The sequence below is a fragment of the Cognatiyoonia sp. IB215182 genome, from assembly GCF_033963905.1.
Taxonomy (GTDB): domain Bacteria; phylum Pseudomonadota; class Alphaproteobacteria; order Rhodobacterales; family Rhodobacteraceae; genus Yoonia.
In genome coordinates this window covers 19440-44397 of sequence record NZ_JAXBMB010000021.1, presented here as the reverse complement: position 1 = coordinate 44397, position 24958 = coordinate 19440, and the positions used below count along the sequence as shown (strand labels likewise).

General features: G+C 55.5%; 17 protein-coding genes, 3 pseudogenes and 1 riboswitch. Of the genes and pseudogenes, 9 read left to right on the top strand and 11 right to left on the bottom strand.

Annotated features, from left to right (window positions below):
• A pseudogene (locus tag SLH47_RS24400) lies at positions 1-198 on the bottom strand (hypothetical protein); the annotation flags it as partial.
• Between the two features lie 191 nt (positions 199-389).
• On the opposite strand from SLH47_RS24400, the gene SLH47_RS24395 reads away from it, so the two are divergent.
• From SLH47_RS24395 to SLH47_RS26450, 5 genes and pseudogenes are all read left to right on the top strand, one after another.
• On the top strand, positions 390-704 hold the full coding sequence (locus SLH47_RS24395; RefSeq protein ID WP_320243514.1) for a DUF1778 domain-containing protein: 315 nt from the start codon (positions 390-392) through the stop codon (positions 702-704).
• Positions 694-1242 carry a GNAT family N-acetyltransferase gene (locus SLH47_RS24390; RefSeq protein WP_320243513.1) on the top strand — a complete coding sequence of 183 codons (549 nt, stop codon included), beginning with the start codon at positions 694-696 and terminating at the stop codon, positions 1240-1242. The genes SLH47_RS24395 and SLH47_RS24390 overlap by 11 nt, the downstream gene beginning before the upstream one ends.
• 108 nt (positions 1243-1350) lie before the next feature.
• A complete protein-coding gene (locus SLH47_RS24385) occupies positions 1351-2370 on the top strand; it encodes an IS110 family transposase (protein WP_320243511.1) in 1020 nt (339 codons plus the stop codon).
• Positions 2371-2665: 295 nt separating this feature from the next.
• Positions 2666-3697: an IS110 family transposase gene (locus SLH47_RS24380; protein ID WP_320243517.1), complete on the top strand. Its 1032-nt coding sequence runs from the start codon at positions 2666-2668 to the stop codon at positions 3695-3697.
• Positions 3698-4087: 390 nt separating this feature from the next.
• Positions 4088-4204: pseudogene (locus SLH47_RS26450) on the top strand (IS3 family transposase); the annotation flags it as partial.
• A gap of 505 nt (positions 4205-4709) precedes the next feature.
• Here the strand turns inward: SLH47_RS26450 and SLH47_RS24375 are convergent.
• The 10 genes and pseudogenes from SLH47_RS24375 to SLH47_RS24330 form a co-directional block, all read right to left on the bottom strand.
• Entirely contained in the window at positions 4710-5513 is an 804-nt protein-coding gene (locus SLH47_RS24375; RefSeq protein WP_320243509.1) for an ABC transporter permease, read from the bottom strand.
• Positions 5468-6196 (bottom strand): ABC transporter ATP-binding protein, encoded by a 729-nt coding sequence (locus SLH47_RS24370; RefSeq protein WP_320243507.1) that lies wholly within the window; start codon positions 6194-6196, stop codon positions 5468-5470. The genes SLH47_RS24375 and SLH47_RS24370 overlap by 46 nt, the downstream gene beginning before the upstream one ends.
• On the bottom strand, positions 6193-6867 hold the full coding sequence (gene tenA / locus SLH47_RS24365) for a thiaminase II (protein WP_320243506.1): 675 nt from the start codon (positions 6865-6867) through the stop codon (positions 6193-6195). Before tenA ends, SLH47_RS24370 begins: the two co-directional genes overlap by 4 nt.
• A complete protein-coding gene (locus SLH47_RS24360; RefSeq protein ID WP_320243504.1) occupies positions 6864-7799 on the bottom strand; it encodes an ABC transporter substrate-binding protein in 936 nt (311 codons plus the stop codon). Before SLH47_RS24360 ends, tenA begins: the two co-directional genes overlap by 4 nt.
• 13 nt (positions 7800-7812) lie before the next feature.
• Positions 7813-8769, bottom strand: a complete 957-nt coding sequence (locus SLH47_RS24355; protein WP_320243502.1) for a HesA/MoeB/ThiF family protein — start codon at positions 8767-8769, stop codon at positions 7813-7815.
• Complete coding sequence (locus SLH47_RS24350) at positions 8766-9362, bottom strand: thiamine phosphate synthase (RefSeq protein ID WP_320243500.1); 597 nt, start codon at positions 9360-9362, stop codon at positions 8766-8768. The genes SLH47_RS24355 and SLH47_RS24350 overlap by 4 nt, the downstream gene beginning before the upstream one ends.
• Complete coding sequence (locus SLH47_RS24345) at positions 9359-10129, bottom strand: thiazole synthase (protein WP_320243498.1); 771 nt, start codon at positions 10127-10129, stop codon at positions 9359-9361. The genes SLH47_RS24350 and SLH47_RS24345 overlap by 4 nt, the downstream gene beginning before the upstream one ends.
• A 2-nt stretch (positions 10130-10131) precedes the next feature.
• Positions 10132-10326: a sulfur carrier protein ThiS gene (gene thiS, locus SLH47_RS24340; protein ID WP_320243496.1), complete on the bottom strand. Its 195-nt coding sequence runs from the start codon at positions 10324-10326 to the stop codon at positions 10132-10134.
• A complete protein-coding gene (locus SLH47_RS24335; RefSeq protein ID WP_320243494.1) occupies positions 10310-11284 on the bottom strand; it encodes an FAD-dependent oxidoreductase in 975 nt (324 codons plus the stop codon). The genes thiS and SLH47_RS24335 overlap by 17 nt, the downstream gene beginning before the upstream one ends.
• Positions 11281-11394, bottom strand: a pseudogene (locus SLH47_RS24330) (bifunctional hydroxymethylpyrimidine kinase/phosphomethylpyrimidine kinase); the annotation flags it as partial. The pseudogene SLH47_RS24330 and the gene SLH47_RS24335, both read right to left, overlap by 4 nt.
• Positions 11395-11439: 45 nt before the next feature.
• Positions 11440-11544, bottom strand: a riboswitch (TPP riboswitch).
• Positions 11545-11958: 414 nt separating this feature from the next.
• Between SLH47_RS24330 and SLH47_RS24325 the strand changes: the two are divergent.
• From SLH47_RS24325 to SLH47_RS24310, 4 genes are all read left to right on the top strand, one after another.
• Entirely contained in the window at positions 11959-12168 is a 210-nt protein-coding gene (locus SLH47_RS24325; protein WP_320243492.1) for a hypothetical protein, read from the top strand.
• A gap of 925 nt (positions 12169-13093) precedes the next feature.
• Entirely contained in the window at positions 13094-13873 is a 780-nt protein-coding gene (locus tag SLH47_RS24320; RefSeq protein ID WP_320243490.1) for an imm11 family protein, read from the top strand.
• A gap of 277 nt (positions 13874-14150) precedes the next feature.
• A complete protein-coding gene (locus SLH47_RS24315; RefSeq protein WP_320243489.1) occupies positions 14151-14954 on the top strand; it encodes an imm11 family protein in 804 nt (267 codons plus the stop codon).
• Complete coding sequence (locus tag SLH47_RS24310) at positions 14951-24955, top strand: cadherin-like domain-containing protein (RefSeq protein ID WP_320243487.1); 10005 nt, start codon at positions 14951-14953, stop codon at positions 24953-24955. The genes SLH47_RS24315 and SLH47_RS24310 overlap by 4 nt, the downstream gene beginning before the upstream one ends.
• The last annotated feature ends 3 nt before the right edge of the window (positions 24956-24958 follow it).

Genomic DNA, 24958 nt, shown 5'->3' with positions numbered 1-24958 from the left:
CGTGCGATCCATGGCGAGGAATGCTGCGACCTCACCAATCGTCGGTGGGTCAGGACGGTTGAGCGCCATCATCAGTGAGAACTGCCCCTGCGTGATGCCGAAAGGTCGAAAGGCGTTGTCAAATCGCCTGGCAAGAGCGGCTCGACCGGTGGCAGCTATCGGAGCGCAATCTCCGGGCGCTTCGTAACGGCGAAGCATGGCAAGGCCAATCCGAACACAACCGTTCGTGAGAAGTGAGGTTCGGTCTCTTCGTGGACAGATTAGGTGTTGCGATAACGTACGGCAGTTAGCCGTACACTTGACATGTACGTTGATATGCCGTACATGCAATTGGGAAGCTCTCTTGCAACCCAGTTGCAAATGAGCAACGTCATACCAAGGAGGCAACTATGTTGGCGTTTGAGGATAGCACTGTGGCTGTCGATGAGCCCAAGAGCGCTCGGCTGGAAGCGCGCACACAACCTTCGGTGAAGGATGCGATCAGTCGCGCAGCGACCTTGAGTGGCGTTGAGGTGAGTTCCTTTGTCGTGAGCGCTGCGTACAAGGCCGCGCAAACGACGATTGAATCGCACAAGGTGACTGTCTTGGAGAGCGAGGCGGATCGTGCTGCGTTCTTTGGCGCACTCGAGAACCCTCCGAAGCCAAATAGTCGTCTGAGACAGGCTTTTGCGTTGCGCGAGCAGCTGATCGCGAATGCCGACTGACGCCGCAGTTGACGCTAAGTTCACAATCGAGCCGTTCGATGCCAAGAGCCAGGATCGAGCGGCTTTTTCCTGTGGTGTACCTCAAATTGACAATTACCTGAAGCTGACGGCCAAGAAGGGTTCGAAGGCTGATGTTGTCCGGATATGGGTCGTCCTCGACGATGACCGTAACACCATTGGGTTCTACGGAATCAACATGCACGCGGTCATTGCGGAAGACATGCCTGCAGAATTGGCAAAGAAGGCGCCTAGGCACGGCATGCTGCCAGCGGCGTTCATATCTATGATAGGCGTCGATCAAACGATGCAGTGGAAGGGCTTAGGTAGCGCATTGCTTGCTGATGCGCTCAGCCGGATTGGGCGTGTCTCTGATGAGATTGGAACCTCTGCGGTCCTCCTCGACGTTTTCGACTGCGGTAACCCTGAAACAGTTGCGCGTCGAAAAGCATACTGCGAGTCCTTTGGTTTCACCCAGTTGCCAGATCAGCCTTTGCGTCTGTTCATGCCGATACAGACAGTGCGGGCGTTGTCGGGCTGACTGCTCATCAGGGCGGAAAGCCGATGGGGTGGATGGCTCCTGCTCCAACCGGCGTCGCAATGCGCCATAGTGCAGGTGTCGATATCTGCTTTTGAGAGGAGCCACCCCATGCAAGTTACCACAATTGGTGTTGATCTGGCCAAGAACGTTTTCCAGGTCCATGGAATTGCGGAAGATGAAAATGTCGTCTTCAACAAGCCACTACGGCGCGCACAGGTTGTGCCATTCTTCAGGAAGCTGGAAGCATGCTTGATTGGCATGGAGTCCTGCAGCACGGCACACCATTGGGCGCGTGAGTTGACCGCTTTGGGCCACGAGGTTCGTTTGATCCCACCAATGTATGTAAAGCCATATGTCAAGCGCGGGAAGTCAGACGCCATTGATGCCGAGGCGATCTGCGAGGCCGTGACCCGACCGACTATGCGATTTGTGGCGATCAAGACCGTCGAACAGCAGTCGATGCTTTCACTGCATCGAGCGCGAGATCTGTTGGTCCGCCAAAGAACACAATTGATCAATGGATTGCGCAGTCTGGTCGCCGAGTTCGACATCTACATCGCCAGAGGGCTGGCGCGCGTCATTAGTTTTGCCGAGGATATCATCCTTGGTGAAGTGCTCGACCTACCGGACATTGCAAATGAGGTGATCCGTAACCTGTCAGAACAGCTCATGGCTTTGCACCAGCGCGTCCGTTGGTACGAAGAACGCCTAAAGCAGGTCGCTAAAGAAGATGCGCGTGTCCGCTTGTTGCGCACGATCCCTGGCGTTGGAGCCGTCACAGCGTCTGCCATTATCGCCAGCATCGGTGATGGACATCAGTTCCGAAATGGTCGGGAGTTCGCAGCCTGGCTTGGTTTGACCCCCGCGAATAAATCTAGCGGTGGCAAAGAGAAGTTGGGGAGGACCACGAAGATGGGCGATCAGTATTTGCGGTCACTGCTTGTCGTCGGCATGACATCGCTGGTCCGACAAACACGTTCACACCCAGAGCGTGCCAGCAAATGGCGGACGTCGCTACTCGAACGCAAACCTGCCCGCTTGGCTACAGTCGCGATGGCTAACAAGACGGCTCGGATCGTCTGGGCAGTGCTCACCCGCAACGCCCCCTACAACCCACATATGGTCTGAGGAGAAAGAACCACGAGTTAGCAAGACCTGCGAAATGATGGTGCATAAGTCAGCCGCTAAAGCCAGAACAACCCGCCGAATGTCCCGGGCATCATAGCCCGCTAAGCCGTAAGGGATCTGGTTTTGCGGAACCCATCAGGGCCAGCGGTCAAAGCCGCGCGAACAGGCCGGACACATGACTGCTTCTGACAAATGCACAAATCAGCTCAAAAATGTCTTGCTATGCAGGAGCATGGTATGGACCCCTCCGCCCTCAGGCGGCGTATCATCGAAGAGAAAGAAGGAGGATCATACTATGCAAATCAAAAGGATCGGCCTCGATTTGGCCAAATATATCTTTGAAGTTCACGGCGTCGATGCTCAGGATGAAGTTGTGCTTAGAAAGACGCTGCGGCGAGATGCGGTGGCACAGTTCTTTGCCGAGCTTGAGCCCTGCATTGTTGGCATGGAAGCCTGCTGTGGGTCACACTACTGGGCACGGGTTCTGACAGATTTGGGTCATGAGGTGCGTTTGATCTCACCTCAGTTCGTGAAACCCTATGTCAAGTCAAACAAGAATGATCGCAATGATGCGGAGGCAATCTGTGAAGCAGTTGGTAGGCCATCAATGCGGTTCGTTCCGCCTAAGTCGGCGGAGCAGCTGGAAATACAGGCCGTTCACCGGATCCGCCAGCGGGTGGTTGCTAACCGCACGCGGCTGGTAAACCAGGTCCGTGGTCTTCTCGGGGAACACGGTATCGTCGTGGCGCGCGACATCACCCGCATCCGGCGCAAGCTTGGCGAAATTGCGGACGACCAGTCAGGAAACTTCGGGGAGCTCTTTGTCGATATGTTGCGCGACATGCGGGAAGAATTGGCCGAACTGGACACACGTCTCGCGGGCTACAATCGCCGGATCAAGAACCTCTTCCGTTCGAATGAGATGTGTCAGCGTATCGGACAGATCGAAGGCATTGGTCCGATCACGGCAACGGCATTGGTTGCTGCGATCGGTGATCGCTCATGCTTTAAAAACGGTCGTCAGTTTGCCGCCTGGCTGGGTCTGGTTCCAAAGCAACGATCCAGCGGCGGAAAGGCTCGATTGTTCGGCATCAGCAAGCGAGGTGATCGATATTTGCGGACGATGCTGATCCATGGAGCGGGCGCAGTTCTCGGTCGCTCAGCTGGCAAAACTGACATCCGTAGCCAGTGGTTAAATCGGATGCGAGAAAGACGCCATCCGAACGTCGTTGCTGTTGCTTTGGCCAACAAGAATGCGCGGATCGTCTGGTCACTTCTGGCACGGAACCAAATGTATCGCGCAGAACACGCCGTATCGCCAGCGTGATTGCCGCACCAGAAGGCTTATAAGGGAAGGAACACACAAGGAATATTGCAGCATCTGCCAGGAGATGGAACAGGGTCACGCCCGTTGCTTCTCGAACCTGATGTGTGGATCGGCACGGTCGACACCAATGCCTTAGGAGCGATGAGGTAGAAGCAAGCGGAAATCCATCGGGGCTCGCGGTAACGAGCTATCGGGCCGCTTTAAGAAGCCGGATATACATCAGCAATCGCGACCTCGAAACCAGAGCAAAACAGACCGTTGCAATAAGGCGGGGTCCATATACATCCAAACACGACATTCGCCGCAGTGCAGCAGTTTGATAGGTTGGGCTCTGTGCCGACCTTGGAGCAAGCTCGGCATCAGCATGTCGGGACCCACTCTGCGGGAGTAAGGACGGCCCATATGGCCGGGATTGATCCGCGTGTGTATCGGCGCAAGTCGAGGCGCCCGGCAGACACGGAACTGTTCACAAGGATCAAAGAACTGGCCTCTGAGCGGCGTCGGTTCGACGGGCTCACCCCGTGGGAATACCACCAACGGTCAAGAGAGGGCCAAACCCTGAACAGAGCTAACCTATAAACGCGGACTCCAAGGGGAGCAGGTCACTCTCTACCACCCTCTGAACAAAGCGGTCGTATGCTGCGATATTATCTACTCTCTTGATAATCATCTTTTGGCCATCAGGTTCTTCTGAAGTGGTTCCGGAACCAACATTGGTGAGGTCCCAGCGAAGTGGACGCTGGTTGTGGGCCACAGACGACCGGTATTCGGGACAAGGCCACCTGTTGTGCCTGCAGCTATTGCTGCTATGGCATCAGTTCGCAGGTGTGACAGAAACTTGTGTTTGATGCAGTGCAAATGACCGAAGCAGACACTTACACCACCTATGAAACACTTCCTTACGGCCAAGAACTGCCCCGAAATCGTCTGTAGGGGCAAAAAAAGGATTCATGCAATCTTCGAAAACAAGAGGCGACACCACTGAGTGCGCTGAAGTCTAGCCCTCACCCGGTTAGGCAGAAATCTCGTTTCGAGAGTTTGTTGTCTCTTCTAGCAGCAGCCGGCGGGTCAGCCACACAACCGTAACATGCAACAAGACCGCGAAGACGCCCAAGGTCAGCAATGACGCGAACATCAGGTCGGTTTTCGCGCGCCCGTTTGCCAATAGCATCAGATACCCAAGTCCACGCGACGCACCGACCCATTCGCCGATCACAGCGCCAATAGGGGCGTAAACTCCGGCCAATCGCAGGCCGGAGGCCAACGATGGAAGCGCCGCCGGAATGCGGATGTGCCACAAGATGCGCGCCGGGCTGGCCTGCATCGTGCGCGCGAGGTCCAAATATCCCGGTGGCGTGCGCATCAGCCCGTCGAAGAAAGATGAGGTAATCGGGAAATAGATGATCAACACCGCCATGAAGACCTTGGACCACAGCCCGAACCCCAACCAGAGCGTGAGGATCGGGGCCAGCGCGAAGACCGGGAGCGCCTGGGTAAAGACGAGGATCGGTTGCACCAAGACCCGCGCGGCGGGCGATGACGCAAGATGCAGCGCCGTGGCAACGCCCAAGGTCGACCCGATGGCCAGGCCAAGGACCACCTCCAGCGCCGTCACCCATGTATGTTCTGCAATCAGGGCACGGTTCGCCCACCAGGTCTCTGCCACCAGCGCCGGGCCCGGCAGGATGAACCGAGGCAAGCCCGTCAGCGTGACGATCAATTGCCAGATCGCGAGGGCGAACAGCGTTGCCAGAAGGGCCGAAAGCGCCTTCACGGGCTGCCCTCCCGCAGCAGTTTGAGCAACGCCGCCTGACATTCCAGCGTTTGCAGGTCGTCGATCGGGCGCGGGATGGGAGAGGTGGGATGTGGGAACCGCTGCACCCCGGCGGGGCGGAGAACGAAGATCGATTGTCCCAGGCGCGCGGCCTCGGCCGGGTCATGGGTGACAATCAGAACTGTCTGGCCCCGCAGCACATCCACCGTCAATTCTTGCATCGCCGAGCGGGTTTGTGCGTCGAGCGACGAGAAGGGCTCATCCAGCAGAATGATCGGTTTGTCCTCCATCAGGGTGCGGGCCAAGGCCACCCTCTGGCGCTGCCCCCCCGATAGGGCGCCAGGCTTTTTCCCGGCGTGATCGGTCAACCCCACCTGCGACAGGATGCGGGCCAACCGCCCGGTATCTGTATCCTCCCCGCGCAGACGTGAGCCCAGTTGCACATTCTGGCGCACCGTGGCCCAAGGCAAAAGCAGATCATCCTGCGCCATGTAGGCCACCCGGTCGGCCACGGGCAGCGCGTCGCTGGCAGTGACAGAGCCATCGAACTTCGCCCCGGTCGCAAGCCCCGAGATCAGACGCAACAGGGTGGATTTCCCCACCCCGGACCCACCCAGCAGACAGGTCCATTCCCCGGCATTCAGCGACAGCACCAGCGGCGCGAAAAGTGGCGCGCCGTTGATCGACGCGCCACCTTGCAGCGTGACGCCGGGAGCGTCGGTCACGGGGTCAAACCCATTTGCCAAAAGCCCACTTCAAGCTCGGTGGCCGTGCGGAAGGTCTGACACAGCCGCTCCCATCGCGGGGACGCTTCGTAGTTTGCGCCGAGACGGCGGGCGATGGCCGCGTCCAGCATCTCACCAACGGCACGGCACGCGGCCTGATATTCGTCACCAGCATAGGTGCCGATCCAATCGGCGTAGATGTCCGAGCTCCTTTCCGCCGCCAAACGCGCCCCGATCTCGCCATAGCCCATCACGCAGGGGGCCAACGCCGCGAGCAGGTCCAGAAGGCCACCGCTATAGCCCGCCTCCAACACAAAGCGCGTATAGGCGAGGTTTTCGGAGCGTTCATTCGTGGCGAACAGATCCTCTTGCGAGATCCCTGCCGCTTCGCAGATGCGGATATGTAGCTGCATTTCCTCAGCCACCAATGTGTTCACGGTACCCACGGCTATCAACATCTCGGCATGCGTCTCTGATTTCACAACAGCCAACGCCCACGCCCGCGAGAAGTGGATTAAGAATATGTAGTCCTGCCGCAGATAATGGAGAAACGCATCGCGTGGCAGGCTGCCGTCTTTTAACCCTTCGACAAAGGTATGGCGGGTGTAGTCCCGCCATGCGTCGCCTGCGTGGTCGCGTAAGGCAGCGAAGACGTCGCCATAGCCGCTCATTGTGCGGTCACGTCGATGGCGATGGCCTCGACCGGATTGGCGGTCTCGATCATGCCGCTTTCCACCAGGAACGCTTCGAACCGCGCATAGCGACCGGCATCCAGTGCCGCCGGGCGCAGCGCAAAGCGCGGCAGCGTGTCGACCCAGGCGCGCGCGTTCAATTCATCCTGAAGCTCTGCGGAGGTGCCCGAGAAGATCTCCCAGCTGGCTTCGGGGTTGTTCACAATGTACTGGGTGGCCAGCTCTGTCGCGGTCAGGAACCGTGCGATCATATCAGTATCCATCCGATCGGGATTGGCCACATAGATCAGCTCATCGTAAGAGGGTACGCCCTCTTCTTCGAGGTAGAAGCAGCGGCCCGGCACCCCTTCGATATCCATCTGGTTCAGCTCGAAATTGCGGAAAGCGCCAATGACCGCATCGACCTGACCTGACATCAGCGAGGGCGAGAGTGAGAAATTCACATTCACCAGGTCAATCTCGTCAAGGCCGACGCCATGGGTGCCCAGAACCGCGCTCAGCACAGCCTCTTCCACACCGGCGACCGAAAAGCCTATGGTGCGCCCAGCCAGATCCGCCGGGGTCTCAATCGGGCCATCGGCCAGGACAAGCAGGCAACTCAGCGGCGTCGCAACCAACGTGCCGACCCGCACCAGCGGCAGGCCCTCTTGCACCTGGAGATGCAGGTTTGGTTGGTAGGAAATTGCCAAATCGGCCTGGCCAGCGGCCACCAAGCGCGGCGGGGCCGAGGGGTCGGCGGGCGGAATGATCTCAACCTCAAGTGCTTGTTCGGCAAAGTAGCCCAGCTCTTCGGCGATGATCAGGGGGCCATGATCAGGGTTAATGAACCAGTCCAGTAGAACGGTCATTTGGTCTTGTGCTGGCGCGGGCGTAGCGGCGAATAGCGCGGCCGCCGTCAGAAGATGTTTCATATGTCCTGTTCCTTTAAGAAGCTGAGGCTGCGACAAGTACAATCTCGCCTGACCAGTTTGGTTGAAGATTTTCGGCGACACGCCAGGCCCGCAGGCCGGTGGCGCAGCACAGCGCGACGCGCGGGGCCCGCACGCTTTGGATTTCCGGGAATGTCAGGCGTCGGGCCGCCGGGTGGATCGGGGTTGGGGCCTCATCTTGGGGGCGTAGCTCGATGATCAGGTCATCCTCGGTCAACTGCGATGCGGCGCAGAAGGGGAACCGCGTCGCTGGTTCGGGCGCGGTGTCGAAGCGGAAGCCCGACATGGACAAAGTCTGCGCGTTGAAATTGACCAGCAGTCCAAGCGGCGAGGGGTTAAACCCAAGCAGCACGTTCAGCGCCATCTGCGCCTGCATCGCGCCGATAGTCCCCACAACGGGGCCGAGCACGCCCGCCGTCGCGCAGCTTGCGCCGCTATCTGGTGCATTGGGGAAGACCGCCCGCAGCGAGGGGGCACCCCCGCAGAACCCGCCGACGTAACCGCCTAGACCCAGCACCGATGCACTGATCAGCGGCGTGTTCTGGTCAAGGCAAAGGTCGCTGAGAACGTAGCTGACGGCATAGCTGTCGGCGCAATCCAAGACCAGATCGGCCTGCGCCACCAGCGCGAACGCATTTGCCGGGGTCAGCTTCTGAGCAATCGCTTCAACGACGATGTCACAGTTGATTTCGATGCAACGACGCGCCGCTACCTGCACCTTTGGCTGTCCGCAATCCGCCTCGGTGAACAGGGTCTGCCGGTGCAGGTTCGACAGCGATACCCTATCCCCGTCGATCAGCGCGATGCGCCCCACACCAGCCCCCGCCAACAGCGGCAGTAGAGGGGCCGCAAGCCCGCCCGCGCCTACGACCAGCACATGCGCGTCGCCCAAGCGGCGTTGGCCGGCCGCGCCAATCCCGGGCAAGATCATCTGGCGCGCATACCGGGTCATCGCGTTGCCTCGATCCATTCCTGCACCCGCGCCTCAGGGTCCGCATTCAGGGTGATGTCGGTCACGGCAGAGACGATATCGGCTCCCGCCCTAAACACACCCGCCGCGCGTTCAACCGACATACCGCCGATCCCCACCAGAGGCGTATCACCCACACGGGCTTTCCATTCCGTCACGCGTGGCAAACCCTGCTGATGCCATTTCATCTTTTTCAGTATCGTCGGATAGACCGGCCCTAAGGCGACGTAGTCCGGTGCCATGGCCAACACGCGCTCAAGCTCGTCATCATCATGGGTCGAGACCCCCAACTTCAGCCCCGCCTTACGGATCGCGGGCAGGTCGGCCGTGTCCAGATCCTCTTGCCCCAGATGGATCCAGTCACAGTCCAGATCGATCGCCGCCTGCCAATAATCATTCACCACCAGCACCGCACCATGGTCTCGGCACAGATAGCGGGAGGTGGCGATTTCGCGGTGCACGGCCTCGTCGGGCTGATCCTTGATGCGCAACTGCACCAGCTTCACGCCTACAGGCAGCATCCGCCGCAGCCAGTCGGAATGGTCGAAGATCGGATAGAACCGGTCAAGCCTCATGACAGAAACGCCTTGCCGATCACGGGAGTGGACGCCTCCGCCATGTCGCGCGCCTCAATCGGATCCGCGTCATAGGCAAGCCGCCCTGCCTCCACCGCGCGCATCATCGCGCAGGCCATCGCCACCGGGTCGCCCGCGCGGGCCACGGCGGTGTTCAGCAGGACCGCGTCATAGCCTAGCTCCATCGCTTGGGTGGCGTGGCTGGGGAGGCCAATACCTGCGTCGATGACCAAAGGCACGTCGGGGAACTCGGCGCGCATCGCCCGAAGCGCGTATTGATTGTTCAGCCCCCGGCCGGAGCCAATCGGGGCACCCCAAGGCATCAAAACCTGACATCCGGCATCAAGCAGGCGTTCGGCGACGATCAGGTCTTCGGTCGTGTAGGGGAACACGTCAAACCCCTCGTCGGTCAGGATACGCGCCGCTTCGACCAGCTCAAAGACATCCGGTTGCAGGCTGTCGGTATGACCGATCAATTCCAGTTTGATCCATTTGGTATTGAACACTTCGCGCGCCATCTGCGCCGTGGTGACGGCTTCTTTCACCGTATGGCACCCGGCGGTGTTGGGCAGGATATGCACGCCCAGGTCCTGAACCATTTGCCAAAATGCCTGGCCGCTGCCGCCAGCGCCCTCTCGGCGTAAAGAAACCGTGGCAACGCCCGCACCACTTTCGCGAAACGTCTGCTCCAAAATCGCGGGGCTGGGATATTGCGCTGTCCCTAGCATCAACGGGTTGGGCAGGTCTGTTCCGTAAAACGGTTTCATCTTCATCCGCCCTGCATCGGTGCGACGACCTCAACGCGGTCACCATCGGTCAGTTCAACGCTGGCGCGCAGGCCAGCAGCAACAAATTCTTCATTGACGGCGGTGGCGACGCGTCCGGAATACCCGCACTCCTGCAGAAGATCTGTGAGCGTCGTGGCTGCAACCTCGCGCGCCGTTCCGTTAAGCACAATCTTCATCGACCATCTCCGAGTGAATGTTATTTAACGCAAGGTCCGCCACGCCCTTGGCCAGCGCGGGAGCAAGCAGGTAGCCGTGGCGATAAAGCCCATTGGCGTAGATCGTGCCACCCCGCCTGCGAATACGCGGCAGGTTGTCGGGGAAGGCCGGGCGTAAATCGACCCCGATTTCCTGCACTTCCGCCTCGCCGAAGGCGGGGTTCAGCGCATAGGCGGCGCTGAGCAATTCCAGCATCGACCGGGCGGTGATCCGGTTGCTGTCCTCGCTTTCGATCATCGTCGCGCCCAGCATGTAGATCCCGTCACCACGCGGTACGATGTAAAGCGGGATGCGCGGATGCAGCAGGCGCAAGGGCCGGGTCAGAGAGACATCGGGGCAGCGGATCACCAACATCTCTCCCTTTACCCCCCGCAAATCGGGCAGCGCGTCGCGGGCGCTGAGCCCCCGGCAATCAATCGCGTTCGAAAGGCCTTCGGGCGCAGGTGTTTGGTGGAACACCACTCCGCGCTCAACGAGAGATTGATGCAAGGTTTGAAGTGCCTCGCGCGGGTTCAGGTTGGCTTCCGCCTCGAAGAAGAGGCCGTGAGGGAAGCCACGAAGATCAGGTTCAAGCTCGACGATTTTATCACCGACCTCGGTGAAGCCCTCTGTCCGACGCGCAAAGCGGCGCAGATCGGCTCGGTCCCTGCGGGCGGCGACCACCAACGTGCCTTTTCTTTGAAGGTCGACCTTGCCAGCCCACCAATCGATGGCCTGTTGACCAAGACGCAAAACCGGCTCGTCCGCGTTCTCGAACTCGCACCAGGGTGCCAGCATCCCGCCCGCCCACCACGAACAGCCATGGGGTCCGGGCGGCCCGGCGGGATCAAAGACCTGAACCTGCGCTCCGCGCGACACCAGCTCGGTCGCCACTGCAAGCCCCGCCACCCCGGCACCTATGACCGACCAAAGGCTCAAGTTTTGCCCGAAGCCGGCCAGAACCGGTGGAAGTGATGCACCGGGCCATGGCCGTTACCGACGTCCAGTTCGTCCGCAACCGCGATAGCGTCTTGCAGATAGCTATGCGACATCCCGGTGCTCCGCTTCCATGGGCACCGCGCAAAAAACTGCCTGCTTTCGCAAAGACCGTTCCCTCCGCCGGAATTGCCCGGATCAGGTTCGATGGGTTAGCGCAGTCGCGCCTCTCAGCCTTTCGCAAGGCACCCCAACGGTTCAAGATGCGGGTATCAAGTCGGCACGGATGAGTCAAACACATGCATATCTGTGACCACAGGCTGATTTGTGACTATCGTAAATAGTCGACTTACGCCGCCACCTACCTGATTGTGAGCTTAATGTTCGTTTTCCGTACTCCGAGGCAGCTTTAGATTTTTGCTAAGTGTTCAGATCCGCGGTCCCATTGATCATGACGAATACCTTACCATGCGGCACACCCAGCGTATCATTGATGCGTGTCTCTGGCAGGATGCGCATGAACGGCGGATGAATGGCTTAGACCAGGGGACGACCTGCCAAGCGAGGGCCTGCTACTGGCCGAGCTTCTCAACCAAGCCTTGCCGTGCCGGGAACAGCTGCGTGCGGGTGATATCGTGTTCAGGATGATGCGATGAGAGGCCCTGTCGAGACGGCAATTGCTCACTAAGGTCCGTCAGGGCTGGCTTGATGCAGGCTATATGATCAAGCGCGGGGCGACACTGCGATCATCCTCTTACATCCTGCGCATATTGCAGATGATTCCGGATGCAACACGCATCTGCGACACGGATGATCTCGACGAGGACGCGCAAATACAGGCGCTGCAGGACATGATCCGACAGCGGATGGCAAGCACCACTGATTGAGCGGAGAAACCAAATGCGCGGCATGACCGCTGTTACCGCGTATTCCTTTCGGCCATCGCGATTATCACGACTGTCATCTACTTACGATGGTGCTTGAGTTCAAGATATCACCATAGACGATAGCTATCTAAACATACAAACACAGTATTTCCCAATGCTGCAACGAGGTCGTATGCAGAAATAACGATTTGCCTGAGTGTATTCGAAGGCAAAAGAAAAACTGGAATGCTACCTGTGGGAAAAAGGCGCGAGTTGTTTTTACGTGATTCCTTTTCCCAGCGCATTTCTTGGTTTTAAGAATAGGAAGTTCAGGTGTGTGTATTTCAACAGAAATCTGTCTGAAGATTCGTCCAACGACTGCCATAAGTTGCAGTGAATTAAGCCTTTGGTTGCGAGCATTGCGAATGGCCGCCAACGGATCGTACCTGACATCGGGGCAAAGCGGTGAGTTATGTTCACCTCTTGTCGGTGGGCGTTAAGTCTTCCGCGCAAAATCGATCGAGACCGTTAGAAATAGGAAAATATAGGGTATGTACCCAATGCACGTAATAATGCAGCCTAGCTCTCACTTGTCGATGGTTGGTTATAAAGCAGTCTTCAATTTGCTTGGGTCTGAGCAGTCAGACAAGAAAGATAACGGATTAGGGGATGCGATGATTACTGATGCCGATGCAAAGAGGCAGATTTTTGTGTGGGCCAGACACCGAGCAGGGGAAGCTGCCGGCAAAGAAAGAATCTTCCAAACTCCAGCCGGGGTGCTATCCAATGCGTGGCGCAGAGATCCGGGGCAAACGCCCTCTTGCAAGGCGGCGAAGACAGAGACGTGCTGCTGATAGCGGGCTTGAGCCTGCCCTGAAACATCAGGCAAAGCCAGTGAATTTGAATTTGGAGCGAAGAGACTATGCCGTATATCGTTAACAACCTCGTGCGCGAAGGTACGCAACACGTCATCAGTTGTATGGGGGCCGAGCCAGCTGTAGAGCCAACGCCCTGGCTCAGTGCGATGCTCACGAAAGGCAGATCGAACTTCGACAAGCCCGGCGAGCAGATGCCGCTGACCGAAGAATTGCGCGCGCAGCTACCGCATACGGTAAGGGTTGAGAAGCCACCCGAACAGGGCGTGCCTGATATCTTTGAATGCCTGTGGGTCGGGAACATCGTTAGTGAGCGTTTGAAAGCCAAGCTTGAGGAGCTTGAGCCCGGAGCGCACGAGTTTTTTCCCGTAACCGTCAAGCGGGATGATGACAGTGAGACCTTTGGTACTTGGTATATCCTCTATCTGCACCAGAAACCTGACATAATTGATCATGACCGAACGCTCTATGCAGGCGAGATTGGTCAGGATATCGGGCCCGGTGCGGAACGGGGCCTGGCATGCAACTTTGGTTTTAAATACGTCGTCAACCCCAAAACGGCCGACCGGGACGTCGGCGGGCCATTGATCAATTTCAAACCCGGTGGATTGGCGGGCCGTCATCTCTGGCGCGGGACAGTAGGAAACCCACAGTATTTTGAAAGCAGCCCGGCAGGTCGTTATCCGGGTCATATGTCGTACACAGATCATCTGGGAAGGAAACTTTTCGTTTCCGATGAATTGGCCCAGTTTTTTGAAGATGAATCCATAACCGGCTGGAAACTCGTCAAGGTTATCGAGGAGCCGGTGTCCTGGTTCTTTGAGCAAAAAGAGAAGGGGGCCGTAGCATGACCACAATCGTAATTGACGGTCAGACTTATGATGTCGAGATCAGTGCAACAAATCATATTGGGTATTCTGATGTAAACAACAACTTTTCAGACGCCAACGGGTTGCCCAAATATCAGGTCACCGCAGTAGTCAATGGCCAGACTATGACCCAGACGGTCACAGCGAAGGCATGTCGTCGTTGTGGATGCGAAACCTACAAACGGTCGGTATCGTAATCGTCGGCCTGCCCTGAAACATCAGACAAAGCCAGTGAATTTGAATTTGGAGCAAAGAAACCATGCCATACATCGTTAACAACCTTGCGCGTGAAGGTAAGCAGCACGTCATCAATTGTATGGGGTCTGAACCTGCGATGGAGCGAACTCCATGGCTCAGCTCAATGCTGACTAGAGGTAGATCTTTATTCGATAAACCCGGCGAGCAGATGCCGCTGACTGAGGAAATGCGCGCGCAGGTACCGCATACTGTGAAAGTGTCAAAGCCGCCTAAACAGGGCGTTCCGGACATCTTTGAGTGTTCAGGTATAGGATACATCGTTAGTGAGCGTTTTAAGGCCAAACTTGAGGAGCTTGAGCCCGGAGCGCACGAGTTTTTTCCCGTGACTGTCAAGCGAGATGATGACAGTGAGACGTTCGGCACTTGGTATATCCTCTATCTACACCAGAAGCCTGACATAATTGATCATGACCAAACGCTTTATGCAGGCGAGATTGGTCAGGATATCGGGCCCGGCGCGGCGCGTGGCCTGGCGTGCAATTTTGGCTTTAAATACGTCATTGACCCCAAAACGGCTGACCGGGACGTCGGCGGGCCATTGATCAATTTCAAACCCGGTGGATTGGCGGGCCGTCATCTCTGGCGCGGGACAGTAGGAAACCCACAGTATTTTGAAAGCAGCCCGGCAGGTCGTTATCCGGGTCATATGTCGTACACAGATCATCTGGGAAGGAAAATTTTCGTTTCCGATGAATTGGCCCAGTATTTTAGCGATGAAGCCATAACCGGCTGGAAGCTCATCAAAATCATTGAGGAGCCGGTGTCCTGGTTCTTTGAACAGAAAGAGAAAGGGGTCGTAGCATGACCACTATCGTAATTGATGGACAGGCCTATGATGTCGATATCAGCGTAAAAAACCATATTGGGTATTCAACCGGCAACGTGAACTTTTCAGACCTGAACGGGGTGCCCAAATATGAGGTGACTGCGCAAGTCAATGGCCAAACCATGACCCAGACGGTCACATTCGCCGCGCATCATATCATTCCAATCAGTGTTTTAGATGATGAAAAGTCGAAAACACTTTTGAAAGCAATTGGATTTGATGCAAAGAACTTTGCCCAAAATGGTGTCGGTCTGCCGAACTTCGCGCCCGCCTCGTCGTCTACCAATGAACTCCTTGCTCTGAGTACCCAGTTTGGTGCAAGCCATACCGGCGCGCATGCAAGCTATAACATGCACATTGGCTCTACAGTCGAAGTGCTTGCAGATAAGTATGACGACCTTCTTGATAAAGGGACAGATCAGGAAATTGATAATTTCCTCAACAATGCCAAGGCAACGGTTAATGGAATGGTGGTGCAGATCCGTGCCGATCTGACCAATCCTCACAATGGCATCAGTTTACATCTAAATGATCCTGGCTATCAAATCGATGCTTATAGTGATCTAAAGCATCAAGTCGATGCGACAACAGGTGAGTTCAAAGCTGGCACTGCTTTTGGCGATAGTGACCTCGTCGCGGCAGGTGGAAAGCTGGGATCAGACAATCCGTTAATCACGGAATACCAGTGGTCAGGTGATAAAGAAATTGATCTGACGCAGGGACCTCAAACATTCGATGTTGAGAACTATCGCGCTGCGGATTTGGCCCATGGTGAGGCCTTGAACACGCGAATAGATGTCATGCTAGGCCGGTTCGATGTCACCAGGTCGGCGCTAAATGCAGCCGATAAGATTGATGGCAACGGCTCAACGATTATTAACTCTACGACCTACTTGGCCATTGCAACAGCTGTTTTAGGTCTTTCAATTCAGGAAGATATGTCTCCGGCTGACGCTGCTGCTGCAATGGGGTTGGATCTTGAAACAGTCGTGAGCGAAATCACAAAAGGCCTTGCCCAAGATGCTGCAGTCAGCGGTGTTGTCGCAGCACTGTCTGGGCCAGCAGCTCCAGGAACCGCCACTGTTGCGCAAGCAGTGCGGCAAGTTTGGAAAGCCTACCAGTCAGGAGAGGATGTTCAGGCAGCCCTTGAAGTGACAACGTTTGTCGTCACCTCTCTGGACCACGCCGCGATAGCAGGAAAGATTGCAGAGACCGCAGTGGATGCTGTTAAGGAGAGAGTCAACGCTGTAACAGAATGGATATTTGGGACAAGCGATCCGGAACCCTCCCAGACGTCTGGGCCGGTTATTAACCCAAACCCGGGTTCATATGTACCTGAACTCTCCATACAATCCGACAACCTTACTCCAGGAAACTGGGAGAGTCTCCTGAATGGAGTAGACATAGACAGAATATCTGATGGTGAAACTATAGTTGCCGTCGGCGTTGACAACTTGGGTTATGATTTCGAGATCACCGCTAATGAGGTAAGCTATTGGCAAAATCGAGCTCTGCAGAATGAGATTTCTCTTGATGCCGAATACGTTATTGCAGCAATGGCAAACGGGGCAGCTGATCTAAATGGTCCGGAAGCTGTTTATGACATCATTGGTGGGGCAGAACAGTTTTATGATGTGCATAGTGACAGCGCCCGATGGAGTGGTTTTGTGTCTACAGACACTATCACCTCTGCGCTCACTTCTCATGGGTTTGATTCTGACGAAATTGCAGCCTGCTTCGCCGATGACGGGTTCTCACAGTTTTCAACTCCCGGAATCATGGGCTTCGATTCATATCTGAATATTCATGACGCAGACGGCAATTTTACGTGGGAAGTTCCCACCCGGTCATTTGGGGGTGGGGGTTCTCTCGGCGGCGGTGCAACGGGCAATTGGATTGACAATCGCATTGACACCGCCTTCAGTCTTATTGGAGGTTCTACGAACCACGTTTCACCCTTAGTGTTTGACCTTGACGGTGACGGTATTGAATTGACGCATGCCTACGATCAGAACGTCTATTTCGATATTGATAACGATGGGCATGCCGAACGTGTCGGTTGGGTCGGGCCTGACGATGGCCTTCTGGCAATGGATCATAACGGCAATGGTAATATAGACGATATTACAGAGCTTTATGGCGATGACATCATGCCCGCCTTCGACAAGCTTGCCTTGCATGACAGCAATGATGATGGCGTGATTGACGCAAATGATGTCGATTTTGACAATTTCCTTATCTGGCGGGATCTCAATCAGAACGGCCTGACTGAAGACGGCGAACTTCAGAGTCTGAGCGAAGCCGATATCGTCAGCATTTCCCTGGATGAGCAACCGGATTCCCGCTGGATCGAGGAGAACTATATCTCCTCTAATTCCACCTTCAAATGGGCTGGTGGTCAGACAGGGGAATTAGTGGATGCCCATTTCCTGAACGACAATGCCGATAGCTGGTTCAAGGGTGCCGAGGGTGAAGTCTTTGGGTCAGAGATCGAGATTGATTTTGATGCACTGATCCTGCCGCAATCGCGCGGGTACGGTGAGTTGGCCGCCTTTCACATTGCCATGTCGAAAGACCCGGAACTGAAGGAAATGATGCGCGATCTTGCCAAGCTTACACCCTGGCAAATCGATACCGCCTACGATAAAACGGAAGCCTTCCTTTTGCGGTGGGCTGGTGTGGAAGACAATGATCCTGATGCCCGAGCAACGGCTGTTGGCTCGAACATTGACGCCCGTCACGTAGACTTTCTGGAAGCGGTTACAGGCATCACCTGGCTACAGCGCGGTTTGACTACTGTGGTTGGCGTGAATGCTTCGATGGGCCCCAAACTTGCCTGGGGTCAGATTCATTCTATGCTGACGGCTCGGATTCTGGCGCAGGGCCCGCTAAGTTCGATTTTTGCTGAAGTAACCTATGATTTCGTTGCCGACGAACTGGTTCTTGGGACAGATATCGATACGCTGGTGGAACGGGCAAAAGCTTTTGAGTCATTTACGGACATAGTGAGTGGGACTACGGAAGCATTCTGGCTTTCCTTCGCGGATGTTCTGATCACTGCGCAGGACGAGCTTGGCCTGACGGTTGCAGAGATCAACAATATCGTTTCAGACGCCTATGGCGAAGAACTGTTCATTAGCCAACTCACAATTGGAGCGGACAGCGGTCTCCTTGATGACGAAGCAGTCAACCTTGGTCAAAGCGAAACCCTGGTCCTGTCGACCCGTATTGGCGACGATGCGGATAACGAAATGACCGGTCTTGAGCGTAATGACAATCTGTTCGGCAATGATGGTAATGACATTCTCCGCGGAGAGGGGGGTGATGATTTTCTGCAGGGTGACGGTGGTGATGACCTCATTGAGGGTGGCGATGGCTACGACCGGCTTGAAGGCGGCGAAGGCGACGACACACTGAAAGGGGGTGCAGGCCGGGATATCTTGCGAGGTGGTGACGGTGCCGATGTCCTTGAAGGTGGTGAAGGCGGGGATAATCTGTCTGGCGGAGCCGGAGCCGATATCATCGACGGTGGCGAAGGCATTGACGAACTCGATTACAATGAAGGTGGTGAGGAAGCCTCTGGCATCTATATCAATCTTGCCACTGGAGAAGCAAAAGGTGGCCATGCAGAAGGGGATGTTTTCACCAGCATCGAGTCTATCAAGGGATCAAATTTCTCCGATGTTCTGGTTGGCGATGACCAACGGAACATTCTGAACGGTGAAGAAGGTGACGATTACATCTATGGAGGAGATGGCAACGATCAACTGTTTGGAGCAGGCGGCAATGACAAGCTATTTGGTGAGGGCGGCGACGATTTTCTGCGAGGGTATTCCGGAGCTGAACATCTTGATGGCGGTGCAGGTACCGACACCCTTGCTTATGATCATCCGTTCAACACGGAGGGTGTTGGTGTTGATCTGCAGGCAGGCAGGGGGTTTGCCGGTGCGGAAGGCGATACCTATGCGAACCTAGAGAACATAGTGGGAACCGAACGTGGTAATGACATTCTCTATGGTAACGACAGCGCCAATGCAATTGATGCACGTGGTGGGGTCGACGTCATTGATGGCCGAGGCGGTAATGATGTAATTTACAGCCAGCGTGGGATTGATCACATCACCGGTGGAGCGGGGAGTGATCAGTATGTCTTCAAATCCTATGCCAAGCTGACTTTCCTCGATGTGGATACGCCGGACGACCCAACCGATACGACGCGGACTCTTAGTATCCAGGATCAGGTCGCGATCATCTACGATTTTGACATCAATGACTCGGCCGAGATCATTGATTTGTCAGACCAATTACTTGACGAAGTTGTGCTGCGGGATCACTTGAATGGAACCTTGATCGAGCTGGATGGCGGCCGCAGCCTTGTCCTGATGGACGTTGATAAATCTGCGCTGACCCCTACTCAGTTCATCTTGCCAGAAGGTGTCGCTGACCTCACCTTTGGAACTCCGGCAACCACCTCCGGTCTGAACATTACTGGCAGTGCGCTCGACAACATCATGCATGGCGGTTTTGGCGACGACACCTTGAGCGGGGGCGCTGGAAACGACAACATATATGGATCTTTCGGAAACAATATCCTTGAGGGTGGTGCGGGCGAGGACTGGCTGGTTGCAGGTCAGGGAACCGATGTATTGGATGGTGGCGAAGATGCCGACGTCGCAAGCTTCCTTCTTTCCAGCGAAAGCGTTTACATTGATGCCGCCAACAATACGCTGCTTGGAGGCACTGCTGAAGGAGACACCCTGATCGACATAGAGAAGATTGATGGATCGTCATTCGATGATACGATCATTCTTGGCGGTTCGGTAGCGCGGACTAACGGTCAGGGTGGAGACGATACACTTGTAGCAACGATTGGTGCGTCAACGCGTTTTCTGGATGGCGGCAGTGGATCAGATACCTTCGTCATCCTGGATGGTGAGGCTGGATATGTTGGTATTACGGATTTCGACTTTGATGATCCAAATGAGAAAATTGATCTGAGCGATTTCGCACTCAGCGGTGAAGTGATCAAGGTGGTAACCGTGCTTGGAAACGCACCGTATCTCAACATCATCCTTCCAGGTCAAAAAATAATTCAACTGCAAAACATCCCGGAAGGTCGCAGCATTGGTATCGATGATCTCATATTGGCGGATGGAACAACCGGAGTTTCCTTCATCCGACAGGTTCATGGCACGGTTGGCGAAGATACATTCATTGGTTCAGAATTGGATGATGAACTGATCTACTCCGGCCAGTTAACCAATGGTCTTCAAAGCGGTGATAATTATGTCACGGGCGCAGGTGATGATACTGTTTACCTGGCACCCAACCACACAGATGAGGTGAAGATAACCCGGAATGCCGGTGATACTGATACAGTCTACAACTACCAGGGGGGTGGGACTTACTATTACGGTGTTGACAACACGATAGCAGTTGATGAAAGCAACATAACAACTGTCCCCAGTACGTTGATTCTTGCAAATGTTAGCAATCTGGTTTCACTCAATCTGACTGAATTCACGAATATCCGGGGTATTGATGATATCACGTTCTCTGTTGTCGATGGAGATACACATCTGGATCTCGGTGACGGTCAAACTCTGGTGCTCAAGAACTTCGAGCACGATGAGATTCAAATTCAGGGGAGCAGCGTTGGCACGGCTCGAACCATCTACCAGTTCTTCTGGCAGCATGTCGCCCCAGATACGATAACGTTTTATGATGGCACCCTCAATGGCACAGACGATGCTGACGAACTCATAGGCGGAGATGGTGATGACGCCATTGATGGTGGTTGGGGAGATGATTTGCTCGAAGCCAGGGATGGTAACGATGTCCTGACCGGCGGTGATGGGAGTGATGTTTTTGTTATCACCCGGAATGCAGGGACCAGTGACCGCATTACAGATCTTGAATTCTGGCGTCCCGGCGAACGGATTGATCTTACAGACTTCGTAGCTATTCCCAGTTTTACAAACTTGATGATGTTGGCGACGCAAGTTGCGGGCGATGTTGTTCTTGATCTTGGTTCCGGTCAGGAACTGGTTCTGGAAGGTCTTGCCAAAGCCGATTTAACTGCCGAGAGGTTCATCTTTTCCAACGTGGCTCCCACACTCTCTGGCCCGGTCGACCTGGGCGAGATCGATGAGGATGGCGCCCGGACGATTACCGAAGCTGAGTTGCTGACCCATGCGTCCGATGCAAATGAAGACACTCTGTCAGTTACCTCAGTGTCTGTTGATGCGTCTATAGGGACCGTCGAACTGGTTGCAGATGGACAATGGTTGTTTACGCCATTGCCCGATTTGAACGGTGATGATTTCGAGGTTTCCTTTGTGGTATCGGATGGGGAAAGTGAAACGCCGGGGACTGCAATCCTTGATCTTTTGCCCAAAGAGGATGCGCCGGAAGTGAACAATCAACTTGCGGATCATGCCTCGGATGAAGACGAGCCAATCCTTCTGACTCTGCCCGACGATACATTTGTGGACGTTGACGGGGATACGCTGACATTGACCGCTACACAGGGTGATGGATCGGATCTTCCAGACTGGCTGACCTTTGACGGCACAACCCGTACCTTCAGCGGCACACCACCTACTGATTTCAACGGCACACTTGATCTCAAGGTCACAGCTTCGGATGGCACATCTGACATCTCTGACACGTTTACGTTCGAGATTGTGCCGGTCAATGATGCGCCAGTGGTTAGCAGCCCCGTTGATCTGGGCGGGATTGATGAAGATAACAGCCGCACAATTACCGAAGCCGAATTGTTGGCTCATGCGTCTGATGCGGAAGGGGACTCTCTGTCGATTACCTCGGTGTCCGTTGATGCCTCGGTCGGAACGATCGAACTGGTCGCAACAGGACAATGGCTGTTTACACCATTGCCAAACTTGAACGGTGATGATTTCGAGGTTTCCTTTGTGGTCTCTGATGGAGAAAGTGAAACGTCGGGGACTGCAATCCTTGATCTTTGGTCCAAAGAGGATGCGCCGGAAGTCAACAACCCCCTTGTGGATCATGCCTCGGATGAAGATATGCCGGTTCTTCTCACTCTACCGGTAGATACCTTTGCGGACGCGGATGGGGATGCGCTGACATTGATCGCCACACAGGGTGATGGATCGGGTCTTCCGGACTGGCTGACCTTTAATGGAAACACCCGTACTTTCAACGGCACACCGCCTGCGGACTTCAACGGCACATTCGATCTCATGGTCACGGCCTCGGATGGCACATCCGACATCTCTGACACGTTCACGCTGGAGATTGTGGCGGTCAATGATGCGCCAGTAGTCAGCGGTTCCGTTGATCTGGGCGGGATTGATGAGGATAACAGCCGCACAATTACCGAAGCCGAATTGCTGGCCCATGCGTCCGATGCAGATGGGGATTCCCTGTCGGTCACCTCGGTGTCAATTGATGCCTCTGTCGGAACGATCGAACTGGTCGCTACTGGACAATGGCTGTTGACGCCATTGCCCAATTTGAACGGCGATGATTTTGAGATCTCCTTTGTGGTCTCTGACGGAGAAAGTGAGACGCCCGGGACTGCCATCCTTGATCTTTGGTCCAAAGACGATGCACCGGAAGTCAACAATCCACTCGCAGATCATGCATCGGATGAAGATGTGCCGGTTCTTCTCACCTTGCCGGAGGATGCCTTTGCGGACGTTGACGGTGATGCGCTGATCTTGAGTGCGACACTAGATGATGGCACCGCGTTGCCGGACTGGTTGGTGTTTGATGCGGTTGCAGGGAGTTTTTCGGGGACACCGCCTCAAGACTTCAACGGCACGTTCGATCTCATGGTCACGGCCTCGGATGGCACATCCGACATCTCTGACACGTTCACGCTGGAGATTGTGGCGGTCAATGATGCGCCAGAGGAACTCACCTTGATGGGTTCAGAGGTCCAGGAACAAGACGCCGGGGCCGTGATTGGCGCGCTCTCTGTCAGCGATCCGGATATTGGCGATACGTTTACATATAGCGTCGATGATGACCGCTTCGAAGTCTTGGGTGGCAGCTTGAAACTAAAGGACGGTGTCAGTCTGGATTATGAGAGCGAAACTCAAGTTGCCCTCACGGTCACAGCCACGGATTCGGGTGACCTTTCGACCAGTAAGACCTTCACCCTTGATGTCGGAGATGTTTACGATCCGGTCGTCAATGTGCATGTCTTGGTTACCGAGACATCGCGTGTCGCAACGTTGTCGGGCACCATGGACTACTACACGATGTCAACCGACAACGGTCTTATTGAACTGAACGCTCTCGGAGGAGGTGCAACGGTGGGCGGTGCTTACACGTTCCGCTTTGAGGATGATGACAGCGAATTCACCATCAGCCTGCAAGCGGAGCAGCGAGTTAGCGATAATCTGGGTACGGACACTATAAGCGCCCTTGTCCGCTCCACAGCGCTTGCAAATGGTGGCTACGTGGCCACCTGGACAAGTGGTCAGGCAGATGCCGCTGGCTTTGAGGTCCATGGCCGTGTGTTTTCTGCAAGTGGGACGCCTATTGGTGATGAATTGGTGATTAATACGATGTCCTCCGGAGACCAACAGATGTCTTCTGCAGCCGGTCTGAACGATGGCAGTTTCGTGGTGGTGTGGCAGTCGGACGATCAGGATGGCTCGGGCCAGGGTATTTACGGTCAGCGCTTTGATGCAAGTGGTGGACCCATGGGAGATGAGTTTCAGCTCAACACCGAAACTGTCGGACATCAGAGCGCGCCTGACATTGCTGCTCTGAACGACGGGGGTTTTGTTGCCGTGTGGTATTCGGAGGGTCAAGATGGCGATCAGGGCGGCATCTTTGCGCAGCGCTTCAGCCAGGACGGCACGCCGTCGGGATCCGAGTTCCAGGTGAACACGCATATTGCAGGGGGACAGGACTGGCCGACTGTCACCGTGCTGACGGATGGGAGTTTTGTTGTCAGCTGGCAGTCTGAACTGCAGGATGGAGACCTGTTTGGAATCTATGGTCAGCGTTTCAACGCTGATGGATCCCCCCTTGGCGAGGAGTTCCTTATCAATACGCACACGGCAAACCATCAAGTCGAGCCTTCAATCACGGCGCTGGAAGACGGGGGCTTTGTCGTCACCTGGCAATCCCTTGATCAGGATGGTGCGTTCTGGGGTGTCTATGGCCAGAAATACAATGCCGATGGCGCGGCAGAAGGTGGCGAATTCCAGATCAATACCGCCACGGAGTATAACCAGTACTACGTTTCGGTGTCCGGATTGCAAGACGGTGGATTTGTGGCAACCTGGACATCGTATGGCCAGGATGAATCCGGTGCCAGTATTCATGGCCAGAGATACGCCGCTGACGGCTCAACGGTCGGCAGCGAGTTCCAGGTGAACACGCAGTGGATCTATCACCACCAGATGTATTCCGATGTCGTAGGCCTGGAAGATGGCGGGTTTGTGATCAATTGGCATTCGTATGGCCAGATTAATACGCCTGACGGTTACGAGATCTATTCTCAGCGCTTTGATGCGGATGGCAACAAGGTTATCACGACAATCTTTGACGGCGGTGACGGGGACGATACGCTCAATCTGTCTGCAAGCAGCAGCAACGAGACCCTTCTCGGCATGACGGGGGACGATCGTCTCACGGGAGGCAGCGGTGAAGATGCTCTCGTTGGCCATGAGGGCAACGACATCCTCAACGGCGGCGCTGGCAACGACATCCTGACCGGCGGATCGGGAGACGACATCTTCGTCTTTGACCCCGATTTCGGTAAGGACATCATCACTGATTTTGCGGCTGGTGCCGGGACGGAGGATGTCATCGAATTCAGGGGTGTCACCAACCTGGCCTCCTATGCAGATGTCCTGAACAGTGCGGCGGATGATGGCACCGATACGACCATCACGTTGGATACGGACAACAGCATTGTCCTGAAGAATGTCGTCCTGTCGGAGCTGTCCTCTGACGACTTCCGGTTTTACGCGTAACGC